The 21,576-nt window shown below is 44.4% G+C and carries 18 protein-coding genes and 1 pseudogene; 7 read left to right on the forward strand and 12 right to left on the reverse strand.

The features are described from left to right. Positions 1 to 1,602 carry a 2-isopropylmalate synthase gene (locus AACT52_RS27345; RefSeq protein WP_073627674.1) on the forward strand — a complete coding sequence of 534 codons (1,602 nt, stop codon included), beginning with the start codon at positions 1 to 3 and terminating at the stop codon, positions 1,600 to 1,602. 312 nt (positions 1,603 to 1,914) lie between these two features. Here AACT52_RS27345 and AACT52_RS27350 read toward each other — a convergent pair whose 3' ends face one another. Beyond that, the gene (locus AACT52_RS27350; RefSeq protein ID WP_073627676.1) at positions 1,915 to 2,823 is read right to left on the reverse strand and encodes an NmrA family NAD(P)-binding protein; all 909 of its coding nucleotides are present in this window, start codon (positions 2,821 to 2,823) and stop codon (positions 1,915 to 1,917) included. Between the two features lie 54 nt (positions 2,824 to 2,877). Further along, on the reverse strand, positions 2,878 to 3,774 hold the full coding sequence (locus tag AACT52_RS27355; RefSeq protein ID WP_073627678.1) for an oxidoreductase: 897 nt from the start codon (positions 3,772 to 3,774) through the stop codon (positions 2,878 to 2,880). A 217-nt stretch (positions 3,775 to 3,991) separates the two neighbouring features. Here AACT52_RS27355 and AACT52_RS27360 point away from each other — a divergent pair, with 217 nt between their 5' ends. After that, complete coding sequence (locus AACT52_RS27360; RefSeq protein ID WP_083630005.1) at positions 3,992 to 4,615, forward strand: TetR/AcrR family transcriptional regulator; 624 nt, start codon at positions 3,992 to 3,994, stop codon at positions 4,613 to 4,615. A 234-nt stretch (positions 4,616 to 4,849) separates the two neighbouring features. Then, positions 4,850 to 5,095: a hypothetical protein gene (locus AACT52_RS27365; protein ID WP_073627680.1), complete on the forward strand. Its 246-nt coding sequence runs from the start codon at positions 4,850 to 4,852 to the stop codon at positions 5,093 to 5,095. 6 nt (positions 5,096 to 5,101) lie between these two features. Here AACT52_RS27365 and AACT52_RS27370 read toward each other — a convergent pair. The 4 genes and pseudogenes from AACT52_RS27370 to surE all read right to left on the reverse strand — a co-directional run. Next, positions 5,102 to 5,234: pseudogene (locus AACT52_RS27370) on the reverse strand (AAA family ATPase); the annotation flags it as partial. A 98-nt stretch (positions 5,235 to 5,332) separates the two neighbouring features. Continuing rightward, positions 5,333 to 6,451 carry a bifunctional riboflavin kinase/FAD synthetase gene (locus tag AACT52_RS27375; RefSeq protein WP_073627682.1) on the reverse strand — a complete coding sequence of 373 codons (1,119 nt, stop codon included), beginning with the start codon at positions 6,449 to 6,451 and terminating at the stop codon, positions 5,333 to 5,335. A gap of 205 nt (positions 6,452 to 6,656) precedes the next feature. Beyond that, entirely contained in the window at positions 6,657 to 7,577 is a 921-nt protein-coding gene (locus tag AACT52_RS27380; RefSeq protein ID WP_073627684.1) for an MBL fold metallo-hydrolase, read from the reverse strand. A gap of 293 nt (positions 7,578 to 7,870) precedes the next feature. Then, positions 7,871 to 8,668 carry a 5'/3'-nucleotidase SurE gene (surE, locus tag AACT52_RS27385; protein ID WP_073627686.1) on the reverse strand — a complete coding sequence of 266 codons (798 nt, stop codon included), beginning with the start codon at positions 8,666 to 8,668 and terminating at the stop codon, positions 7,871 to 7,873. Positions 8,669 to 8,928: 260 nt separating this feature from the next. Between surE and pheS the strand changes: the two genes are divergently transcribed. Next, on the forward strand, positions 8,929 to 9,921 hold the full coding sequence (gene pheS, locus AACT52_RS27390; protein ID WP_073627688.1) for a phenylalanine--tRNA ligase subunit alpha: 993 nt from the start codon (positions 8,929 to 8,931) through the stop codon (positions 9,919 to 9,921). Positions 9,922 to 9,962: 41 nt separating this feature from the next. On the opposite strand, the gene AACT52_RS27395 is transcribed toward pheS, so the two are convergent. Both AACT52_RS27395 and AACT52_RS27400 read right to left on the reverse strand, forming a co-directional pair. Beyond that, the gene (locus AACT52_RS27395) at positions 9,963 to 11,864 is read right to left on the reverse strand and encodes a S9 family peptidase (RefSeq protein WP_073627690.1); all 1,902 of its coding nucleotides are present in this window, start codon (positions 11,862 to 11,864) and stop codon (positions 9,963 to 9,965) included. Positions 11,865 to 11,972: 108 nt separating this feature from the next. Next, positions 11,973 to 13,418, reverse strand: a complete 1,446-nt coding sequence (locus AACT52_RS27400; RefSeq protein WP_073627692.1) for a RecQ family ATP-dependent DNA helicase — start codon at positions 13,416 to 13,418, stop codon at positions 11,973 to 11,975. Between the two features lie 829 nt (positions 13,419 to 14,247). On the opposite strand from AACT52_RS27400, the gene AACT52_RS27405 reads away from it, so the two are divergent. Further along, the gene (locus AACT52_RS27405; protein WP_073627694.1) at positions 14,248 to 15,177 is read left to right on the forward strand and encodes a hypothetical protein; all 930 of its coding nucleotides are present in this window, start codon (positions 14,248 to 14,250) and stop codon (positions 15,175 to 15,177) included. Between the two features lie 45 nt (positions 15,178 to 15,222). Here the strand turns inward: AACT52_RS27405 and AACT52_RS27410 are convergent, their stop codons facing one another. The 3 genes from AACT52_RS27410 to AACT52_RS27420 all read right to left on the reverse strand — a co-directional run bounded on the left by AACT52_RS27410 (position 15,223) and on the right by AACT52_RS27420 (position 17,245). Continuing rightward, a complete protein-coding gene (locus tag AACT52_RS27410; RefSeq protein WP_073627696.1) occupies positions 15,223 to 15,918 on the reverse strand; it encodes a pyridoxamine 5'-phosphate oxidase family protein in 696 nt (231 codons plus the stop codon). A 68-nt stretch (positions 15,919 to 15,986) separates the two neighbouring features. Continuing rightward, complete coding sequence (locus tag AACT52_RS27415; RefSeq protein WP_073627698.1) at positions 15,987 to 16,481, reverse strand: GNAT family N-acetyltransferase; 495 nt, start codon at positions 16,479 to 16,481, stop codon at positions 15,987 to 15,989. A 62-nt stretch (positions 16,482 to 16,543) separates the two neighbouring features. Beyond that, positions 16,544 to 17,245 (reverse strand): type 1 glutamine amidotransferase, encoded by a 702-nt coding sequence (locus AACT52_RS27420; RefSeq protein ID WP_073627700.1) that lies wholly within the window; start codon positions 17,243 to 17,245, stop codon positions 16,544 to 16,546. A gap of 204 nt (positions 17,246 to 17,449) precedes the next feature. Here AACT52_RS27420 and pdxR point away from each other — a divergent pair, with 204 nt between their 5' ends. Next, positions 17,450 to 18,922 (forward strand): MocR-like pyridoxine biosynthesis transcription factor PdxR, encoded by a 1,473-nt coding sequence (pdxR, locus tag AACT52_RS27425; RefSeq protein WP_073627702.1) that lies wholly within the window; start codon positions 17,450 to 17,452, stop codon positions 18,920 to 18,922. Between the two features lie 208 nt (positions 18,923 to 19,130). Then, the gene (locus AACT52_RS27430; RefSeq protein WP_073627704.1) at positions 19,131 to 20,675 is read left to right on the forward strand and encodes a serine/threonine-protein kinase; all 1,545 of its coding nucleotides are present in this window, start codon (positions 19,131 to 19,133) and stop codon (positions 20,673 to 20,675) included. Positions 20,676 to 21,165: 490 nt separating this feature from the next. Here the strand turns inward: AACT52_RS27430 and AACT52_RS27435 are convergent, their stop codons facing one another. Further along, the gene (locus AACT52_RS27435) at positions 21,166 to 21,363 is read right to left on the reverse strand and encodes an NblA/ycf18 family protein (protein ID WP_073627706.1); all 198 of its coding nucleotides are present in this window, start codon (positions 21,361 to 21,363) and stop codon (positions 21,166 to 21,168) included. Between the last annotated feature and the right edge of the window lie 213 nt (positions 21,364 to 21,576).

The raw sequence follows: 21,576 nt of genomic DNA on the forward strand, positions 1-21,576 counted from the left end.
ATGAATACCAAACCAGAGAGAATAATCATCTTTGACACGACACTTCGAGATGGCGAGCAGTGTCCGGGAGCAACACTGAATATAGATGAAAAACTCACTATCGCCAAGCAACTGGCGCGTTTGGGTGTAGATATCATTGAGGCAGGCTTTGCCTTTGCTAGCCCTGGAGATTTTGAGGCTGTGAGCAAGATTGCCCAAATTGTGGGGACAGAAGATGGTCCAGTAATTTGCTCTTTGGCAAGAGCGCGACAAGAAGATATCAAAACGGCAGCCCAAGCAATTAAGCCAGCCGCAAAAGGGAGAATTCACACCTTTATTGCAACAAGCGATATTCACCTCAAGTACAAGCTGAAAAAGACAAAATCAGAAGTTGTGGCGATCGCTGAAGAAATGGTGGCTTACGCCAAAACCTTCACTGATAATGTAGAATTTTCTCCGGAAGATGCTGGACGTTCCGATCCAGAGTTTCTTTATCAAGTATTAGAGCGAGCGATCGCCGCCGGAGCAACAACAGTTAATATTCCTGATACCGTGGGTTATACCACCCCAAGTGAATTTGGAGCGCTTATCAAAGGCATTAAAGAAAACGTTCCTAACATTGATCAAGCAATTATTTCTGTTCATGGACATAATGATTTAGGCTTGGCAGTTGCTAACTTCTTAGAGGCTGTAAAAAATGGCGCGAGGCAGTTAGAGTGTACTATCAATGGTATTGGTGAACGTGCAGGAAATGCGGCATTAGAAGAATTGGTCATGGCTTTGCACGTCCGGCGGCAATATTTCAACCCCTTCTTAGGACGTTCAATTGATTCGGAAGAACCTTTAACAAATATTGATACCAGACAAATTTACAAAACATCGCGTCAAGTTTCTAGCTTGACAGGAATGCTAGTCCAACCAAATAAAGCAATTGTCGGGGCGAACGCTTTTGCTCACGAATCTGGAATTCACCAAGACGGTGTGCTGAAAAATAAGCTCACCTATGAAATAATGGATGCCCAACTCATTGGATTAACAGAAAATCAAATTGTTTTGGGCAAACATTCAGGAAGAAATGCTTTCCGGACTCGCTTGAAAGAATTGGGTTATGAACTAACAGAAACTGAATTAAATAAAGCATTTGTTAGATTCAAAGAAGTAGCGGATAAAAAGAAAGAAATTTCCGATTGGGATTTGGAAGCCATTGTTAATGATGAAATTCAACAAGCTCCCGATTTGTTCCGTTTGGAATTAGTGCAAGTTTCCTGCGGTAGCAACGCCCGTCCTACCGCAACAGTTACACTCCGGACTCCAGAAGGAGAAGAATTGATTGATGCAGCGATTGGTACAGGACCAGTAGATGCGGTTTATAAAGCCATCAACCGTGTCGTTAATGTACCGAACCAATTGATTGAGTTTTCTGTACAGTCAGTCACAGCAGGAATTGACGCTATTGGGGAAGTGACTATCCGTCTTAAATATGAAGGTAGAGTGTTTTCCGGTCATGCGGCAAACACAGATATCATTGTGGCATCAGCGCAGGCTTACGTGAATGCACTGAACAGGCTGTATGCAGCTTTGCAAAATCAACAACAGCAACAGCAAGTCGTTGCAAATAATTAATAATTTGTAATTACAGCGCTTTTAAAACCATAAACCAATACGGTTGGTGATAAGATCAAAACCGTTATCAAGACCTCAATGTAGAGACGTTGCATGCAACGTCTCTACACCTATGGAATCTATGGCACATTCGTGCCACGCTTCGCTATCACCAATAATCCTTAACAGCAACCGTATTGAGGCATAAAGTACAAAGGAAATGGTAGGGGCACAGCAATGCTGTGCCCTTACAGCTAACTTGTATTTTAGCCAATTGAAAACTGTGTCAAAGTTGAGTTCATGATTTTTTTTGTCCCTTCTTTGTTAATCAACTTACGCAGCCTCAAACAGAGCCAGATTATTTCTGACAAATTCACGAAAAGCTGTTGGTTGTTCTCCGATAATTTCTGGGATATTGTCGTAAACATCCGCAAAGTCAGGGAGTTGTCCAGCTTGAAGCAGTTCCATCTGACGGACAATGCACTCAAAATAGGCGGGTTCCATTGCTTCACCAAGGGGTAACTTTCGCAAATCCGAGGCGGGTAATGGTTCGTAGGTGATGGGTTTGCCCAGTTCTTCCGAAAGGATTTGTGCAGCTTCCGTCATCGTCAGCGCTTCCACACTCAGAAAATATCGTCCTCCTGCGTGTTTTTGCGGGTGACGTAGCGCAGCAGCAGCAACACGAGCAAGGTCATAACAATCCACTAATCCCACGCGTTCATGACCAAAGAACATACGAAGTTTGCCATCCTGCACTGCACCGAAGAAGTTTTGCATGAATGCATTGGGGTGCAAGTGAGTCCAAGCAATACCGCTGGCTTCTATGTACGTTTCGATAAGTTGATGCCAGATGTAATGGCGAATGAGTTTTGTTTGGGGGCGACCTGGTTGGTGGAAGGTGCCAACATGAACGATATAGTCAACGCCTGCATTTTTGGCAGCATCAGTCAGGTTTTTGCCTTGGCTGAGCATATCCACGGTGTATCCAGTAATCATAAATAGACGCTGTACACCTTGCAATGCGCTTTCATAGGTTGAGAGGTCATCAAGGTCAAGATGTACAGTTGGAATACCCCGTTTTGTGAAAGTTTCAGCCTGTTCGGGTTTGCGAACTGCAACCCGAATCTCAAGATTGTCTGGACCACTGTCTTTTTCTAGCAGGTTGACTAAGTAAGAACCTGTTCTGCCAGTTGCACCGAGAATTAAGGCAACAGGTTTAGATTGAGTTATTGACTGAAACATAAACAAGCTAGTCTAGGGAAGGTGAGTAATAAGCGGGCAAGCACACCCTGGCATTTATTTACCTATTGCACTCACCGTAACTCCCTCAAAGGCAGTATCAACAGCAACTTGTTTCCATGCATCTAATTCGGCTTTGACGGATTTAAGCTTGGCATCGATCGCATTTACAGCATCTGCCCCAAGCGCCAATCTCAATGGAGGATTATCGCTGTTAACAGATTGAATGATTGCCGAAGCAGCTTTTTTAGGATCTCCTGGTTGCTGACCATCAATATCCTGCACCCACTGGCGGTACTGACCAATCACTGGTTCATAGTCCGCAATTTGGGTGTCAGAGACGACAAGAGAACGTCCGCTAAAATCAGTACGGAACGCACCAGGCTCAACTATTATGACTTTGATACCAAGAGGCGCAACTTCTTGGGCTAATGCTTCGGAAATCCCTTCTAGGGCAAATTTAGTACTGCAATAAATTCCTGAACCAGGAAAAGATACAAAGCCTCCCACTGAGGAGAAATTGATAATATGCCCACTACGCTGCTGTCGCAAATGAGGCAACACTACCCGTGTTAGGTCAAGTGCGCCGAAAACGTTAGTTTCAAATTGACGGCGAATCTCCTCATCGCTGGCTTCTTCAATTGCCCCTAGCGTCCCATATCCGGCATTGTTGACCAAAACATCAATGCGTCCAAAGGTGGCGTTAGCGAAGCTCCTGCAAAGCAGGCTCGCCTGTTTCACCACTTCCCGCACCTCCTTCGGGTTCGTCACATCCAACCGCTGCGCCAAAGTACGATCCGGAAACTTTGCTGTTAAATCTTCTACCTGCTGCGGGTTCCGTGCCGTTAGCACCACTGTCTCACCCTGCTCTAGCACTGCTTCTGCCAACGTCCGACCAAAACCAGTTGAGCTACCAGTAATCAACCATACTCGTGCCTGAGAAGAATTTGTCATAAAAATTCTCTGTGTTTGGGAAGCGTTAGTATTTTACGGAATCGCAGTAAGTGTAATCTTGCATATTCTTGCGAAATTTATTCAATTCTTGTTCGTATCTCATTGCTACAACTTTCATCTTCTGAATTTGTACGAACCGTATCGTCTGATTTATATGAGACAAGTCGTATCGTATCGCTTAAAATAAAAATATGAAATAAGTCTAGAGCCTGCACCCATGCCACAAAAAATAGAAAACAAGGAAACTCAAACGCTATCTCCCCCGAAAGTACCTTCAAATCGTAGGCGAAATCAACGTTCCCATGAAGCTATTCTTAAGGCGGCGGCTGAGTTATTGCAGGAGAAAGGGTATGGCGCACTTTGTATTGAGGCGATCGCCGCCCGTGCAGGCGTGGGAAAACAAACTATTTACCGGTGGTGGTCTTCCAAAGCCGCAGTGATTATGGAAGCATATGCATCCCAAGCCGCGCAGAATCTTCCTACACCCGATACAGGTTCGGTTAAAAAAGACTTGTGCCAAATTCTGCGACAACTTTTTACAATGTTGACAAAAACGACAGCGGGTGCTGCTGTCACCGGGCTGATTGCTGAAGCGCAAACAGACCCGAATATCGCTCAAGCGTTTCGCGAACAGTTTCTTGAAAGTCGCACAGAAGCTACGCGTAGGATTTTAGAGCGGGGAATAGCACGCGGTGAACTACACCCAGACTTGAATTTGGAATTGGTGATTGATGCGATTTATGGTCCTGTTTGGTATCGCTTATTACTGAAGCATGCGCCGTTGGACGATGGATTTGCGGAAGAATTGCTGAACTTGGTGATGGTGGGGATGCGGGCTTGACACTCCCCTGGCTGAACAAATCTCGCTACGCTCCGAAGTTCGTAAAGCCAGGGGATTCTTTGCTCAACGGCTCGCCACTAGACAGCAGGTTTACACCAACCGCCCAGGAGGGCAAATCTCCCAAAGCGTAAGTTCCCGTGTGCAATAGTTGCTTATCTCTGAGGATTGCACACAGATGCTTCTATTAAGAAGAGTTAAACTACAGTTGTATGAATATGCAGGAACTGAAGGGCAATGGATGCGTATATCCCGGTTAGTTGTGACTTTCATGATGAATTAGAAGCATTGGCGACGTTGCGCCAGGAATGCCGAATTGTTTACTCGAATGCAGCGAATGAGTTAGTGGAAGTGCAAGGTTTGATTGTCGATGTTTACGCTGCAAATAAAGCTGATTTTCTCAAGCTAAAGGATGGGACTGAAATTCGGTTGGATAAAATTGTATCAGTCAACGATAAGCAGCTTTCCTCTTACTCGGATTAATCAAAGCACCCCAGGAACATCTTCTAGTAGAGCATGACCGCCAGCTAACTCTCGCAACTAGCACTAAACGTATTGTCTCGCTTTTCCCAACAATAGTAAGAGCCAGGTTTTGTGTCAAAGCGTCAATTTTTTCTCTCATGCACTCATTAATTAGAGAATAGAAAATGGGGAGTAGGGAATAATTTTCCATTCCCCATGCCCCATTCCCTTGATTAGTATTCCCTCAGCAGAGATAAACTAACACCCGGCACTAAAAAAAGCTCTGGCGACAGCGCAATCTTGTTGAATTTGTGTTTTTAGGGCTTCTAGAGAAGAAAATTTTTGTTCGGGTCGCAAAAATCTTTCTAGCTGCACCATCAGCTTTTTGCCATACAAATCACCAGACCAATCGAACAAATGGACTTCTACAGATTGATACATACCATTTACCGTTGGGCGATGACCTATATTCATTACGCCTAAGTAACTATTCTCAGGAGTATCTAGTGTCTCACCCACGGCAAAAACACGAACAGCGTAAACACCTTGGCGGGGCAAAAACTTGTCTTTTGGTATTTCTAAGTTGGCTGTGGGAAAGCCAATAGTTCTGCCCAGTTGTTGACCTTTGACGACAGTTCCAATGAGAGTGTATGCACGTCCTAAGAGTTGGTTTGCCTGTTCGATGTCGCCACTTTGTAACAGTTGCCGGATCAGTGAAGTGCTGATGCGAGTTTCCTGGCTCGAAACAGCGCTCGCTTCACTGCTATCTGTGGACTCATGAGCTCCACAAGTTTCTAGAGGAACAATGGTAACGGGAATGCCGTACTTGGCGGCGAGCAATTGCAAATCCTTAGCAGTACCAGTGCGGTTGGAACCAAAGCAAAAATCTTGCCCGACGCTAATTCGTGCAGCTTGCAGTTGTTCCACGAGAATCTTTTGTACAAACTCTTCAGGAGTTAAAGCAGATAATTCTTTGCCAAAGGGTAGTAGTACGAGTTGTTCTACTCCCAGCGATCGCAAGGCATGGATTTTTTCATCCAGTGGCGTTAACCAAGTACGGGGTTGCCCAGTAAAAAATTCTTGTGGATGCGGATCAAAGGTGACAACCGTCGAGTAGACGTGTGGAGTTTGAGATGACGCGGAAACTGGGAGACGTTCTGACGCGGAGAGTTTTTCATGAACTTTCCCCGTGTCGCCGTCTCCCCGTGTCCCCGCGTCCTCTTCTGTCCTCGTGGGGGGCAATATAGGTTGAATAACCCTTTGATGACCAAGATGTACGCCGTCAAATTTGCCAAGAGCAACAAAAGTTGGAGTTAGAGCCAATTCAGTCGAAGAAGTAACCCACACAGAACACCCATTTTGAGACAAATTTAGCACGTCGATTCTGGGATTTAAGATTTTGTAGCTTCAAGCGAACCCTAGGGAAAGCCCTTCCGGGTCTACAGCTATCAGCTAGCACAGTTGTAAGTACCTAGTAACCAGTCATAAGTAGGATAACAAGTCACTCCACTCAGAACTCATTGCTCAGAACTTCCTGTGTGCTGACTGCTGAAAGCTCCTAATCACCAATCTAATCCAAAATCTAAAGTTGCTCCGACTGCAAGCTATAAGCAGAAAACTTACTAACAGAAAAAGATTCTGATAAAGGAAATGGTACAGGTACTTGGAGTACCATTCCTTCACGTGCCATAATAGCACCAGGAAATTTTTGTGCTGCTTCTTGTCCGACACGATCCAAAAACTCATCATCATGCGATGGATCGTGGTGAAAAATCACCAGAGTTTTGACATTAGCGGCTTTGGCTACCTTAACAGCTTCTTGCCATGTAGAATGTCCCCAACCAATTTTAGGCTTGGTTGGACAATTATACTCATCATCAGTGTAGGTGGAATCGTAAATGAGGATGTCGGCGTTACGAGCTAACCATAAAACGTTTTCATCTAGCCTGTCAGGATAATGTTCAGTATCAGTAATGTAAGCAGCAGCGCCACCACGCCAGTTAATTCTGTAGCCTATAGCTTCACCTGGATGGTTCAGTGGAGCTGTTTCTACAGTAATGTCATGAATGTGAATCGCTTGCCCTGGTATAACGTTGTGGAAATCTAAATTTGCCTGCATGATCTGCAAGGGAACGGGAAAATTTGGGTGCAGCATCTGGTCATTGAGACGTTGTTCAATGGTTGAACCATCGGGAGCGATCGCACCGTGAATATGAAAAATGTTTCCCTTGATAAACCCTGGGGAAAAGAAGGGGAACCCCTGCATATGATCCCAGTGGGAGTGGGTGAAGAAAATATTAGCCTCTATCGGCATACTAGGCAACAAAGATTGCCCTAAAACATGCAGTCCTGTGCCTCCATCAAAAATTAAGCGTTTGCCGCCCACTTGCATTTCAACGCAAGGGGTATTCCCGCCATAACGGACGGTGTGTGATCCCGGACAGGGAATACTGCCGCGAACGCCCCAAAAATGCACGGTAAATTGATTTTCTATCCTAGACATGGGTGTTGCTTGCTGGACTCACCGGGCAATCAATACAAAAAATGGTGACTTAATTTTGTTAAGTTTATGCTGTCTCACGGCTTTTGATGGTAGAGGAATTTCTTGGTAAAACAGCATACCTTGTTTAAGGTTGCTTTTGTCTTCATATATCAAAAATTGTTTAGACGGCAGTCTCAGATTTTCCGAAAGTTTGCGTATGGCTGAGCTTCAATAGCGCTCCTACTTTATAACCTATATTTTCCTGTCATGCATTTATGAACCCTTGATATAATCGCCTCCATACCGAAAAGACTTTACAGAAACTTAAAGTTCCATTGAGATAATTTCTTCAAACCATTGGCATAAGTAAGATTGTATTGCAAGGGCGTTATACTGATGTAGTTTTTACGGATGACATGTACGTCTATAGGTATATTTTGGGGAATATTGAAATCTAGGGTCGGTTCCACATCTTCTAAAACTTCTCCCGTTAACCAGTAGTATGTTTTACCACGGGGGTCTACTCGCTTATCAAACACATCTACGTAACGCCGCACTCCTTGACGGGTGAAAGCCACTCCTGCAATTTCTTCCCATTTAACAGCAGGGATATTTACGTTAAGTAACATCAAGTCTGGTAAAGGGTTTTGTGCCAGTTGCCCCACCAGGATTTTGGCAAAGTTAGCAGCAGGCTGAAAGTCTTTGCTAGTATGACTGGTAAGACTGAGCGCTACACTGGGAAGACCTTCAATCAAACCTTCCATTGCCGCAGAAACAGTACCAGAGTAGAGAATTTCGGTTCCTAAATTAGCACCATGATTAATTCCAGACAGAACTAAATCTGGTGGAGAATCCAACAAAGCCCACAGCGCCAACTTCACACAATCTGAGGGAGTCCCATCACAAGCCCAAGCTTTGACAGCAGGATGAAAAATCGACTCAACCATTTCGGCGCGAATTGGTTGGTGCATCGTTAAGCCATGTCCAGTTGCCGATCGCTCGCGATCCGGACAAACGACACTGATATCATGACCTGCTTGAGCCAAAGTATTTGCCAGAGTACGAATACCTAGGGCAGAAATACCATCATCGTTGCTAATTAGTATTTTCATAAACATTGGTTATTGGTTATTGATCATTAGTCATTAGTGACGACTTAAGTGTCAAGACCAGAAGGCACTCGCTACACTGAAATTTAAAATTTAGAGTCATTTCTTGTGCGTTGTGGAGTTCTCCAAAGCCGCTAAACTGGTAAAAAGAAGTTTGGGCTATACTACTGTCGCGTGACAAATTAATGGCATATTACTAAATGTCATTTGTCCAGTAGCCCAAAGCCTTGGACTAGTGACTAATGACTAATGACTAATAACTAATGACTAACAGTTTAGAGGCTCAACTTTTAGAACTGCGAGAAGAAGGAAAAAAAGCGATCGCCGCCGCTGATACGCTAGAACGTCTAGAGGAACTGAGAGTCAGCTACCTAGGGAAAAAGGGTCAACTGGGGGCGCTGTTGCGGAGTATGGGGCAACTGGCTGCCGAGGAACGACCGAAAATTGGGGCGATCGCCAATACAGTCAAAGAAGCCCTGCAAAACAGCCTAGATCAGCAACGTGCAGTCTTAGAAGGCGCAAAAATTCAGGCACAGCTAGAAGCTGAAGCTTTGGATGTGACCATGCCAGGAACTTACCGTCCTCAAGGTCGCGTCCATCCCCTCAATGGCATCATCGACAAAGCTTTGGATATCTTTGTCGGTTTGGGCTACACCGTAGCTCAAGGACCAGAGATGGAAACAGATTACTATAACTTTGAGGCTCTCAACACCCCTCCCGACCACCCCGCCCGTGATATGCAAGACACCTTCTACCTACCAGACGGAAATCTCTTGCGAACTCACACCTCATCGGTACAAATTCGTTACATGGAAACTGAGGAACCGCCGATTCGTGTCGTTGCACCAGGGCGAGTTTACCGGAGAGATAACGTAGATGCAACACACTCAGCAGTTTTCCATCAAATAGAACTTTTAGCAATTGACGAAGGGCTAACGTTTACTGACCTCAAAGGCACCATTAAGGTATTTTTGGAGGCAATGTTTGGCGAGTTACCCATTCGGTTCCGCGCTAGTTATTTCCCCTTTACAGAACCTTCTGCTGAAGTTGATTTACAGTGGAAGGGTCGCTGGCTAGAAGTGATGGGTTGCGGAATGGTCGATCCAAATGTCCTCAAAGCCGTGGGTTACGACCCAGAAGTTTATACTGGGTTCGCCGCAGGTTTTGGTGTAGAACGCTTTGCAATGGTTCTACACCAAATTGATGATATTCGCCGCCTTTATGCGAGTGATCTGCGCTTTTTACGGCAGTTTTAACTCTTAGCGCTATTCATCGCTGGGATGAATAGCACTAAGAGTTAATTAATCACACCTGAATGACCTTGGATATCTCCTATAGGTTCAAATCTGCCGCCTAAATATTTTGCGAGAAACTCCTCTGCTATGGCATAGAAGTGTAGTCGATTTTCTGGTCGTGCAAAGCCATGTCCTTCATCTGTGTAAAGGACGTATTCTACTGGCAAATTCCGTTGGCGCATTGCTTGTACAATTTGATCGCTTTCTGCCTGTTTTACCCTTGGATCGTTCGCACCTTGACCGATAAGTAAGGGTTTTTGAATGCGATCGGCAAAAAATAAAGGCGATCGCGACTTGAGAAACTCTTGTTCTGTTTCCAAATTGCCCACCCGATGATAAAACATCCCCTTTATCGGTTCCCAATACGGCGGTATAGTTTGCAGCAGCGTTATCAAGTTACTTGGTCCGACAATATCCACACCAGCAGCAAAGACTTCTGGTGTGAAAGTTAACCCTACTAATGTTGCATAACCACCGTAAGAACCACCCATAATGGCAATCTTTTTCGGATCGGAAATGCCTTTTTGTACCAACCAGTCAACGGCGTCAATCAAGTCCGAGTGCATTTTGCCCGCCCATTCGTGATTGCCAGCATTAAGGAACGCCTTACCGTAGCCAGTGGAACCGCGAAAATTGACTTGGAGAACAGCATAACCTCGGTTAGCCAGCCACTGTGCTAGCGAATTGTAACCCCAAATGTCGCGTGCCCAGGGTCCACCATGAACCAGCAATACGGTTGGTAGGTTAACAGCAGGTATACCCGGTGGAGTTGTCAGGTAAGCGTGAATCGTCAAGCCATCGCGCGCCTTGTAGGAAATCGGTTGCATTGACGCTAGCTGCAACCCTTCCAGTTTGGGTTGGTTGCTGAACAGGAATGTACTCGTTTTGGACTCTCGGTTATAGGCATAATAGTATACTGGACCATCGTCAGTGATGTAAGCAACTAGCCAGTTTTTGTCTTCCAAATCGCGGCTAACGACAAAAAATTCTCCGGGTCGCACTTTTGGTATTGCCTCAAAGTCAGCCGCAATACTTGGGTCTAATACCTTCCATTCCTGTTTGTCTTTGTAGAAAGAAACAGCCTGGATAACTCGCGTTATCGGTTGAATTATGATATTGCCAACATCATATTGCTCATCTTCCGCGATGATCGTTTCCTGACGGGTGGCAAGGTCTAGGGCAATCAGACGTTGGGCATTGGCATTGTGATTGGCTGTGAGATACAGTGTTTTCCCATCAGCCGAGAAGCTTACTGAAGCCCCTTCCTCATCTGCTTCCCAGTGATGCAGGGTTTCCCACGGCTTATCTGTCGTTTCCCTAAAGAAAAGGTCGGAACCACCATCAGGTGTGCTAGCTGTCGCTGCACGTATCTGGAACTCGGCATCAGCTGTCCAATGAATGACGTTACCTGGGTTATCGGTGTTAAACTCAACCGCACCGTTTTTCAAGTTGACGCGGTAAACATCAAACTTTTGGGAATTGTTCAAGTTCATCCCCACCAGCACCTCGTTTGGGAATTTGGGGTCAAGTCCCACCAGTTGTGCTTTCACATTTTGGAATGGCGTTAAGTCACGTACAATATTTGATTGAATATTGACCAAGTACAGGTGAAAGTTTTCGTCGCCATCGGAGTCTTGCAGATAAATCAACTGGTCAGCGTTATAAGTCCACAAGAAAATGCGGATACCACGCTTTTTGTCAGCAGTGAGTATGCGGTCGTCTTCCTGTCCCACGGTTCGCAGCCACACCTGCAAGACATTCTTCTCATCAGGGGCAATATACGCCAAGTACTTGCCATCAGGCGAAAGTCCCGGATTGGTTCTTTGCGGGTTCCCAAAGAGAATTTCACGCGGAATCAGTGGTGGTAGCGAGAGTGCTTGTTGTTCGACAATGGAAGATGACATAATTTCCTCCTCTATTCGACTACTTTATTGTCGCTTGAGTGATGGAAATAGCAATTCATCTGATCCGGTGAACTCACTGGAAAAGTCGCTTTTCTTAAGATAGGCTGACTACGTACGGCAATTATCGCAGTGACCACAACGCCAGTTCTTCATCTCTTCCTCAAAACCAAAAGCACTCAATAAAAAACGCCAGCGACATTGTTTAGTACTAAGATACTGATTCATCTGCTTCGCCGCGTGTGATTGTGTGACTGATTCAGTTTTCGCCCCTGGAACGATACTGTAATGGAAAGGGTCAAGCCACTGGAGTTGTCCGCTGCTGTGTAGCAGAGAAAGAGCGATCGCCCCATTGGGAAATTCTCGCGCCACAGCATTTACTTCCCCTGTTTTTGGTAATTTTTTCAGGACTTGCTGCGCCGATAATTGTTGCTTGTGCAAATTCTCCTCAAAAAACTTTTGTCTTTGCTTATCCTCTGGATCTAACCACCCCGTAGGTTCACTGATCAACATCAGCGCCTCGGCTGGTTTCCCATCACGTCCAGCGCGTCCAATTTCCTGCACGTACTCTGAAATCAACAACGGTGGGTGAAAATGAACCACCCAACGCACATCACTTTTATTTATCCCCATACCAAAAGCACACGTGCAGATGACAAACAAGATTTTTCCACTCAGCCATTGTGCTTCTACGGCGCGGCGTTCCTCTGCGCCCAATCCTGCATGATAAGCTGCTGTGGCGTAACCCATTTCTTGCAGCCATGCAGTTAACTCCTCGCTATCTCGCCTTGTGCGAACGTAAACTAACCCAGTTTGTTGTCGTTTATCTGAAAGAAATTTTAATAATTGTTGCTTTCTGCCTCTTGGCGTCCAAATTATGCGAATAAAAAGGTTAATATTAGATCTGTAAGGAAAAATGCAAAAAACTGCTGGTTGCTGCAGCCCAAGAACTTCTCGAATTTTAGTTTGTGCTAGAGGGTCGGCGGTGGCGGTAAAAGCGGCTAGTGCTATATTTGTTCCCAACTGTTTTGCTTTAAGCAGCGCTGGTCGTACCGTCCCCAATCTTCGATAAGCTGGTCTAAAAGTGTCTCCCCACTGTACCAAACAATGCGCTTCATCTAGTATTAAGCCATTAATCACAATTTGCGGCTGACATAATTTTTCCCACACTGGCTTGCTCAGTAAAGTTTCTGGCGACAAGTAAAGTAATCTTAACTCTTGTCGTCCCAAAGCTTGCAAAGTTTTACGTCGCTTGTCAGACGGCAATTCACTATGCAAAAGCGCAGCTGGTAAATTGCGTTCCCGAAGTTCCTGCACTTGGTTTTCCATCAGCGCCACCAAAGGCGAAACAACGAGCGTTAATCCAGTTTGTAGCAGTGCAGGAAGTTGAAAGCAAATTGACTTTCCCCCACCTGTGGGCATGATAATCAGCGCATCTTTTTTTGCCAACAAACTCTGGATAATTTCTCCCTGTGGTGGACGGAAATCTTCATAACCCCAGATTCTTTGAAATGCAGCACGGACTTCGTTCCAAGATGTTGTTGCAGAGGAATTCATGAGCCATAGTAGATGGGGACGATACTGAATATATCCTCTGCTTTTGCACGACTGGCTCAGTAATTTTATCAGTATTGTTGTAGGCAGTTATTTTCTAGTGACATTCTCCCCACCGCGTGGCGGATGGGGCTTCTCCAAATCGCTTTGGTAGAAATTTCCTGCTTCATTGGTCGCATCTAGATAAGTAGACTTGCGTCTTATTATCCCCGAGAACGATACCTCCACAGGCAGTTTAGAGACTCCTGATGCCCCACGGAGTCTTTGCACAAGGAACCGAAGTTCTGTACAACCAAACCAAACTGATTTTACGCACTGATGGTTTCATGCACAAGCAATCTTTCTCAGTGCAACCTCCTATCAATTGTCATGGTTCTGTACCGTTCCCAAGGTTTGCTCTGTACACAAACGCAAGCTAGTCCGTTTGAGTCAACTTGGTCAGTGGGAGCGCTGATACAATTATGATAACATATGTGTAGATTTTGTGTAGACGTATCTATCATGAAAACTTGCATGATTACACATCAGAATCAGTGAGCGTAGATTGAATAAAATACGGTTATATGCTGCAAACAAAGAAAAAACAATCACCCAAATTCTTGAAGACTACATTGACCGACTACCGACTTCAGAGATTGACAACTACTCGGACACCCATAAGGGGTGTACCTCCTAGTTGTCCCACTATCCATCCCCACCGCATGGCGGATGGGGAATTCCGTGGAATGAGTTAAACTGACCTTTTTTTCTTTGCGTTGTTGAAGTCGTGGGGGTAGCGTGCGGCACGATGTGCTTTGTCTACGTTTCTCCTCGCAGACGACGGAGAATATCAATGAGAGAACTTGAGACCAAACACCTGCTTAATCTAAGGGAAATTCTTCAGGGAAGAAACCTGATCACCGTGAGCGTTGGTTTCTGCGGAACGCCTGTCATTCTATCACTCGAGCAGACACCAGATTATCGATACCCAAATGGTCATGTCAAACTCCGGTCTGATAGTATTAATAACTACCGCATTTATTACTTTTTGGGAGAAGTACTCAAACACGTTGATCTACCGCCAACACGCGAGAACTACCATGATATCCAACCAATGGGGTCAGATCGGTGGCTTGTCGTTCGCGCACGAGCAAACTATCACGACAAGAACGCTCATATTTATTCGTCTTGTGGTGAACTCATTCACTCGTTTCGTGTACGTGATGGTGTTGAAGATATTCAAGCAACTGAAACTGGACAAATTTGGATGACATCTGATTGTGGATGGGGAACGGAACTTGTCTGTTTGGATGAAACCGGAAATTTCATTTTTAAGTATTCAGGCGAAAGTCCATCTACACACTCAAGCTTGTATACGTTATTTTGCTATGCAATGAATGTTGCATCACGCGACATCTGGACTTACTGCGATACAGCTTACTATCCCAACGAATTTTCTTTAGTCCATATATCAAACTTTGAGATTCGTAGAGAATACTTCCCTTTTCCCCTTCACTACTCTCGTGCTTTTGCAGTCAACAAAGAATATCACGCCCTGTTTGATGGTGACTATGGCGATTATGCCTTGTTTACCGGTGATTATTATAAGCCGGATTCATTATTTCTTGTTTCCCTAGATACCAAGGAATTTCAAGAGTTGATACCTGTGGATCAAAGCGGAAAACAGATGAAGTCTTTCCGAGCCTTTGGTCGGGGAGCAAGCCTCTTCCTTTACACAGATGATATTTTGTCTATTGTGCGATTGGACATAGACAATTGGTGAGAAATTAAGCAAAATAAGCCTCATTTTCGCCTATAGTATCGCCTGCTACTCGCGCCCCTCAACAAGACGAGTGTAATTTTGTACATAATCTGGTAGAGTAATTTCTTTGTGCAAACGTGGATCGGCGATCGCATCACCTGGAACCACTTGCAAAGGTAGAACACCCGCCCATACAGGCAAACTATAGTCTTCCTCATCATCCCGTGGCGGACCTGTCCGCACTTTGGCAGATGCTTCAGTTATTGGTAGGGAAAGCACCAAAGTTCCTTGTAATTCCTGACGATTAGGTGGGCGTACCTCTGCCCATCGTTCAGGTACAATATGCTCAGTAAAGGCTCGTAGCGCTTCTAACTTTTCGTCAGCGTCTTGTACGAGGGTGGCTGTACCAAATATCACCACAGAACGGTAATTCATCGAGTGGTGAAACGCTGACCGCGCTAGTACTAAACCATCCAGCAAAGTGACTGTCACGCAAACTTGAATACCAGTAAGCAGAGAACGCAACATCCGACTTGCTGGCGAACCGTGAATGTATAATTTATCTTCCACACGACCGTAAGCAGTTGGAATCACGAACGGCTGGTTATCAACAACAAATCCCACATGACAGATTAACCCTTCATCTAAAATCTCATAGATCAGCTGACGTTCATAATTGCCGCGCTGAGGGACTCGTTTAATTTGACTGCGTTGTGTAGGAGTTAGCTGTTCCTGATTAATTTGATTGTCTAAAGTACTCATAATTTTGGACTCCAAATGAAAAGTTTGTAGTGAGCGCTTAAGCGCTATTACGAACCGTGTAATCAAAACTAAAAAGAACTAGTATCAATTAAGTCCAACTGCATAGCATTGCCACTGGAAAAACCAAGACTTTCATAGACTGGTTTGCCTAAGGGAGAGGCGTTGAGAACCGCTCGCGTACAACCCACTGCTTTCAAATAATTAACCGTTGCGCTAGTCAGTTGCTTGGCAATTCCTTGTTTGCGGTAAGATGGCTCAACGTAAACGCCCCAAATGTATCCGAATTGGCGGTACTGGTGCTTGAGAACATTCGGGTAAAAACCTGTGAAGAGTTGACAACTTGCAGAACCAACGACTCCACCGTCAACCTCTGCCACAAACGCTTTGTAAAACAAATCCCGACGCGCCTGTTCTATAAACTGGAGAGTTATCTCAAGCCAGTTAGAGTTGATGGCGTCATCAGGAACGCCAATGTCTCGCCACATTTGGTAAAAATGCTTTGCAATCAGTGAGTCTTCTTCTGGAGTCGCTTCTCTGGTCTGAATTATTGGTTGTGTCTGCATAAGTGACTTCACCTCAAATTTGGCATTATGCTAAAAGAGGCTGATTATAGAAAAAGTGTATTTTAGGCAAAAGTTTTGCTCGATAGTCTATCTAAGATGCCATGCATAGCATCGTTGATACCTTTAAAATTCTCTTCGTGTGAGAGGAGTTGATCAGATTTCTGGATATATTTACCCTCAACAATCTCATCCGCACAGTTTTCCAGGAGTGCTTGAACACTGTTCTTGGTCGATTCGAGGTGAAATTGTAAACCAATAATGCTTTCATTGTAGATAAAAGCTTGATTTTGGCATCCGTCGCTTTTAGCTATCTGAATTGCTCCTGAAGGCAACTCAAACGCATCCCCATGCCAGTGAAAAACACTCAAACGCTTAGGCAAGAAGTTAAAAATGGGTGATGTTTGAGCTGCACTCGTCAGTTCAATGGGAAACCAACCGATTTCTTTATACTTGTTGGAAAACACTTTTGCGCCTAATACATCGGCGACTAACTGTGCTCCTAAGCAAATTCCTAAAATGACTTTCTCATGTTTGACTGCTTGCTCTATAAACCTTTTCTCTTGAGCCAACCAAGGATATTTAATTTCCTCATAGATATTCATTGGACCGCCCATGATCAACAGCCAATCGATATCTTCCACTTTTGGCAGAGGCTCGTCTTGGTAAAGTCTTGTTGCAGATAGGGAATGCCCTTTTGATTTCGCCCACTGTTCAATACTGGCAATACCTTCAAAGGGAACATGCTGTAGGTAGTGAATTTCCATTTTCAAACTCATGGTTGTGATAGTGCCCCTAACTCACATCATTGATTAGTAGTGCCAATGTTTTTGAACTAAGGCGTTGCTCAAAACATCACTATTCTGGGTGCAGGTCTTGGGTTCACTCTTGTTAGCGTAATTCCCCAAAGTGGTCTTCTACAAGAGCCACTTTTGTGATTTGATATAAGTCCACTTTAACAGCAGTAAAGTATGGATTTTGCCATTACGCTGGATAGTAATTCCCCTCTACCACTCCATCAACAGCTTTACGAGGAACTGCGCTACTGCATTCTCAGCGGACGGTTATTACCAGGAAAACGCATTCCTTCCACACGTCAGCTTGCTAAATCTCTAGGAATTTCGCGCACGACTGTAACTCAAACCTACGACCAACTTTTGAGTGAGGGCTACATAGAAACTGTTGTCGGTTCTGGTACGTTTGTTTGCACTCAACTTCCTGATGATTTACTACATTCAACGCCCATTCAATCGACTGGGAAAATCGCTCGTCCACCCATCAAGCTCTCTAAGTATGGCGAACATTTAACTAAGACGGAAGATGTCCCCAGAATTACTGAGCCTGTAAAGCCGATTAACTTCCGCTACGGACGACCAGCCTTTGACCAATTTCCGATAAAGCTGTGGCGCAAGTTACTTTCTCGTTACTGTTGCTCTGATTTACAATGGCTCGACTACACAACAGATATTCTAGGGTACAAACCTTTGCGGGAAGCTATTTCCCGTTACCTCTCTCGTTCCCGCGCTGTCAACTGCGAACCAGAGCAAGTGATAATCGTCAATGGCACGCAGCAAGCACTTGATTTAATCATGCGCTTATTTATTGAACCTGATGATGTCATTGCTATGGAAGACCCTGGTTACTTAAGCGCACGGCTCATTTTTCAAACTCAGGGTGCTAAACTCTTGCCGATCGCTGTGGATGAGTCTGGCTTGGTGGTTAAAGACTTAGCTCACTATTCCAGTGAACAAATCCGGCTTGTTTACGTGACACCCTCTCACCAGTTCCCCACAGGTGCAATACTTTCGCTACCCCGACGATTGGAATTACTTACATGGGCACGGCAAACCGGGGCTTTGATTATTGAAGATGACTATGATAGCGAATATCGCTATGGTGACAGACCTATTCCAGCTTTGCAAGGATTGGATCACAGTGATTGTGTACTTTATATCGGTACGTTCTCAAAAGTTCTGTTTCCTTCGCTACGGATTGGCTATTTAGTGCTGCCAAAAAGTTTGGTTTCTCCTTTTGCTCGTGCTAAATGGTTGAGCGATCGCCATCTCCCATTACTTGAACAACAGGTGCTTGCAGATTTTATCGAACAAGGGCATCTAGAACGGCATATTAGAAAAATGCGATCGCTCTACGATAGGCGTCGTCAAGCCCTGGTGAAGGCATTAAACGTTCATTTTGGGGAGAAAGCAACGATTTTAGGTGAAAAAGCAGGGCTTCATGTGATGGTGCGATTACAAACTCCTTTGAGTGATGAAGAGATTATTCAGCGTGCTGCTTTGCTTGGTATCGGGATCATGTCTGCTGCACCTCATTATCTCAGACCACATTCTCAAGGTGAGTTTATCTTTGGTTACGGTGAACTGACAGAGCAACAGCTTGTGGAGAGCATTGGTAGGATAGCTCAAATCCTATTGGTCAGCCGATAAATCAAAACCATTTTTTTACACGCCTCAAGTTATCTGAGTGATCAAATTTGGGAAAACTAAATAAGAGCAAAAGTACGCAATAGTACAAAATTTCTCGGTGAATGTGCTAACCCCGTTTATCTAAATCCACTTTCAAATCAAAACACTGACAACTTGTAGGCTGGGTAGGAATCTCCCAAGATTATTAAACATTAGAGTCGAATTTTTTATGTCAGACCCCAACATTGGTCGTTTACTGAGCAAACGCTACGAACTCCAGGAGATGATTGGTGCTGGAGCAATGGGTAAAGTTTATCGTGCTAAGGATGTTTTGTTGGGTGGCGTACCCGTTGCGGTTAAGTTTCTTGCTGTATCAATGGAAAATCAACAATTGCGAGTGCAGGAGCGCTTTGAGCGAGAAGCGAAAACCTGTGCCTTACTGGGGCAAAAAAGTATCCACATTGTCCGAGTCATGGACTATGGCGTAGACGAGAATAATATTCCCTTCTACGTTATGGAATACCTACAAGGAGCAAGCCTGAGCAATGTCATCCGCAAGCAACAACTGCCTTTACCAAGATTTTTGAGCATGGTGCGTCAAATTTGCTTGGGGTTACACTGCGCTCATCATGGCATCCCAGTTGATGGCAAAATCTACCCAATTATCCACCGCGATATTAAGCCGAGCAATATGCTAGTCATTCAAGATGATAGTTTCGGCGAATTAGTTAAAGTTTTAGATTTTGGGATCGCTAAGTTACTACAGTCAGATACTGATCATACTAACTACTATTTAGGTACTCTCGCTTATTCTTCTCCCGAACAGATGGATGGCAAGGAATTAGATAACCGTTCTGATATTTATAGTTTGGGAGTGATGATGTTTGAGATGCTTACAGGTAAGATTCCCTTTGTAGCATCAAGCCACTCTTTTGGAGTCTGGTATAAACTACACCACTATCAACAACCGCGTTCCTTAGCTGAGGTTACTGCCGTACAAGTACCAAAAGAGGTCGAAAATTTGGTTATGAGTTGTTTAGCCAAGGCACCAAGCTCACGACCCCAAAGTATAGACGAAATTCTTAAGGTTCTCGCATCCTTGGAACAGCGTTATGGCAAAAGCAAAACTTTGCCACCCATTAATGAAGCATCCACTACCCGAACTCCAGCAAAGACAGATGTTGAACACAAGACTACGCCAGCATCTGCATTGATTGATGAAATTGCCAAGCAAGCTTCTTGGCCCGCGAATAAACCCATCGCCGATATCGTCTTTCCCAGTCGCCTCTCTTCCAATGGAGAGGTTTCACCAGCTTTGTGGGTGATGCTACCACTTTTAGAAATTCAAAAACGTTTAGTTTGTACGCGCTACAATCAATTTCTTTTCGTTACTGCTCCTCACCCGATGCTGTTGTGGATTACCCTGATTTACAACCGTAGGTATGGTGCCAAATGGTTGCCATACTACCTCGACTTGAAAACAACTTTCGGGCAAGAAATCACTCGCTTACTCGGACAAACAGGTTTCTACCGTATACTGTTCTTTACTCGAGAGGCACCAAATCGTTGTGTTCATGTATTACTTTCAAGTATTGCCTCAGCACAGCACCAGCGGCTGCAACTGTGGGTGACGATGAGCAACAAGCTCGTATCATCTTCTGAACCGCAACTTAGTAAAAGTTTACTTAAAACCGAGTACGAAAAGATTAAGCCTCAAATTTTGGCAAAGATACAAGCACTTGATACAGACTCCCCATTAGACCTTTCCGGTTAGAGCCAACAGATCCCCGACAACTTTTACGAAGTCGGGGATCTTGTAACCCATTAGAATTAATGAAACAGACCACTAGTGCAGCATGACTCATCATTCATATTAATTATTGTTAAACATTATGTATGTACTTGCCAAAAAAGTTATAAGAAATGTAAATATAAATAATATGAGGAGCAAAATTCAGATAGACTAATTGCTGTGATTACCTTTGAGCGATGAGTCAAGCACTGTTTGAAAAGAACAGGCACAGGTATTTGTGTAACGCTAGCTTGCGACAAAGCAGGAGTTTGACGAATGCACAGAGCCAGTGACTCGCTATGTCAATTGAAACAAGCTTAGGTATACAGCCAGTTTATTTGGTTAGATGAGTTATCATCTGTAAATTCTCTAATCACAATCGCTCATTTTAGTTGACGCCCCGACATCCCCAGCTCTTTTCCTCCTTGGAACTAAGCAAGAGAAGGAGGTCGCCTACTAAGGCGCTACAACTCTATGCCAAACTGGAACCAGAATCTAGCCCCCACTGATGCTTGAGAAGCTCCTTATAGGTTGCTTCCCGCACCATCATCTGTTCGTAAAGCTTGACTAAAAAGTCCTTAGCCTGATCAGGGCTCATGTGCTGCACTTGAGTAGCAAATGAGTGGATACTGAATTGTTGTTCAAGGCTTAGTTCGATAGGTCGGTTCATGATTAACTCCTAAAAGCAAAAAAAGTAAAAGTGAAATAGTTGTCTGAAGACCAATAGGGTTATAAAGAGGACTTTTGTTTGCCGAACATTTGTACCTCCGTATTACGAAAGATAACAATTGTTTGACTAATTGCCCACACCCTAATGGGTAGTTTTTTAGTCGATACACCTTGTTCCTCAGCCTACTGATATAGATCCCAAGTCTGTTGAAGC

The sequence above is a fragment of the Scytonema sp. HK-05 genome (assembly GCF_963872035.1).
Classification (GTDB): Bacteria; Cyanobacteriota; Cyanobacteriia; order Cyanobacteriales; family Nostocaceae; genus Kalymmatonema.

Coding starts and splice junctions, on each gene's coding strand:
- AACT52_RS27380 (WP_073627684.1), bottom strand. CDS start 7,577: ATGTCTAGGATAGAAAATCAATTTACCGTGCATTTTTGGGGCGTTCGC.
- AACT52_RS27420 (WP_073627700.1), bottom strand. CDS start 17,245: ATGGAAATTCACTACCTACAGCATGTTCCCTTTGAAGGTATTGCCAGT.
- AACT52_RS27415 (WP_073627698.1), bottom strand. CDS start 16,481: ATGCAGACACAACCAATAATTCAGACCAGAGAAGCGACTCCAGAAGAA.
- AACT52_RS27410 (WP_073627696.1), bottom strand. CDS start 15,918: ATGAGTACTTTAGACAATCAAATTAATCAGGAACAGCTAACTCCTACA.
- AACT52_RS27435 (WP_073627706.1), bottom strand. CDS start 21,363: ATGAACCGACCTATCGAACTAAGCCTTGAACAACAATTCAGTATCCAC.
- pdxR (WP_073627702.1), top strand. CDS start 17,450: ATGGATTTTGCCATTACGCTGGATAGTAATTCCCCTCTACCACTCCAT.
- AACT52_RS27405 (WP_073627694.1), top strand. CDS start 14,248: ATGAGAGAACTTGAGACCAAACACCTGCTTAATCTAAGGGAAATTCTT.
- AACT52_RS27350 (WP_073627676.1), bottom strand. CDS start 2,823: ATGTTTCAGTCAATAACTCAATCTAAACCTGTTGCCTTAATTCTCGGT.
- AACT52_RS27345 (WP_073627674.1), top strand. CDS start 1: ATGAATACCAAACCAGAGAGAATAATCATCTTTGACACGACACTTCGA.
- AACT52_RS27355 (WP_073627678.1), bottom strand. CDS start 3,774: ATGACAAATTCTTCTCAGGCACGAGTATGGTTGATTACTGGTAGCTCA.
- surE (WP_073627686.1), bottom strand. CDS start 8,668: ATGAAAATACTAATTAGCAACGATGATGGTATTTCTGCCCTAGGTATT.
- AACT52_RS27365 (WP_073627680.1), top strand. CDS start 4,850: ATGGATGCGTATATCCCGGTTAGTTGTGACTTTCATGATGAATTAGAA.
- AACT52_RS27395 (WP_073627690.1), bottom strand. CDS start 11,864: ATGTCATCTTCCATTGTCGAACAACAAGCACTCTCGCTACCACCACTG.
- AACT52_RS27430 (WP_073627704.1), top strand. CDS start 19,131: ATGTCAGACCCCAACATTGGTCGTTTACTGAGCAAACGCTACGAACTC.
- AACT52_RS27360 (WP_083630005.1), top strand. CDS start 3,992: ATGCCACAAAAAATAGAAAACAAGGAAACTCAAACGCTATCTCCCCCG.
- pheS (WP_073627688.1), top strand. CDS start 8,929: ATGACTAACAGTTTAGAGGCTCAACTTTTAGAACTGCGAGAAGAAGGA.
- AACT52_RS27400 (WP_073627692.1), bottom strand. CDS start 13,418: ATGAATTCCTCTGCAACAACATCTTGGAACGAAGTCCGTGCTGCATTT.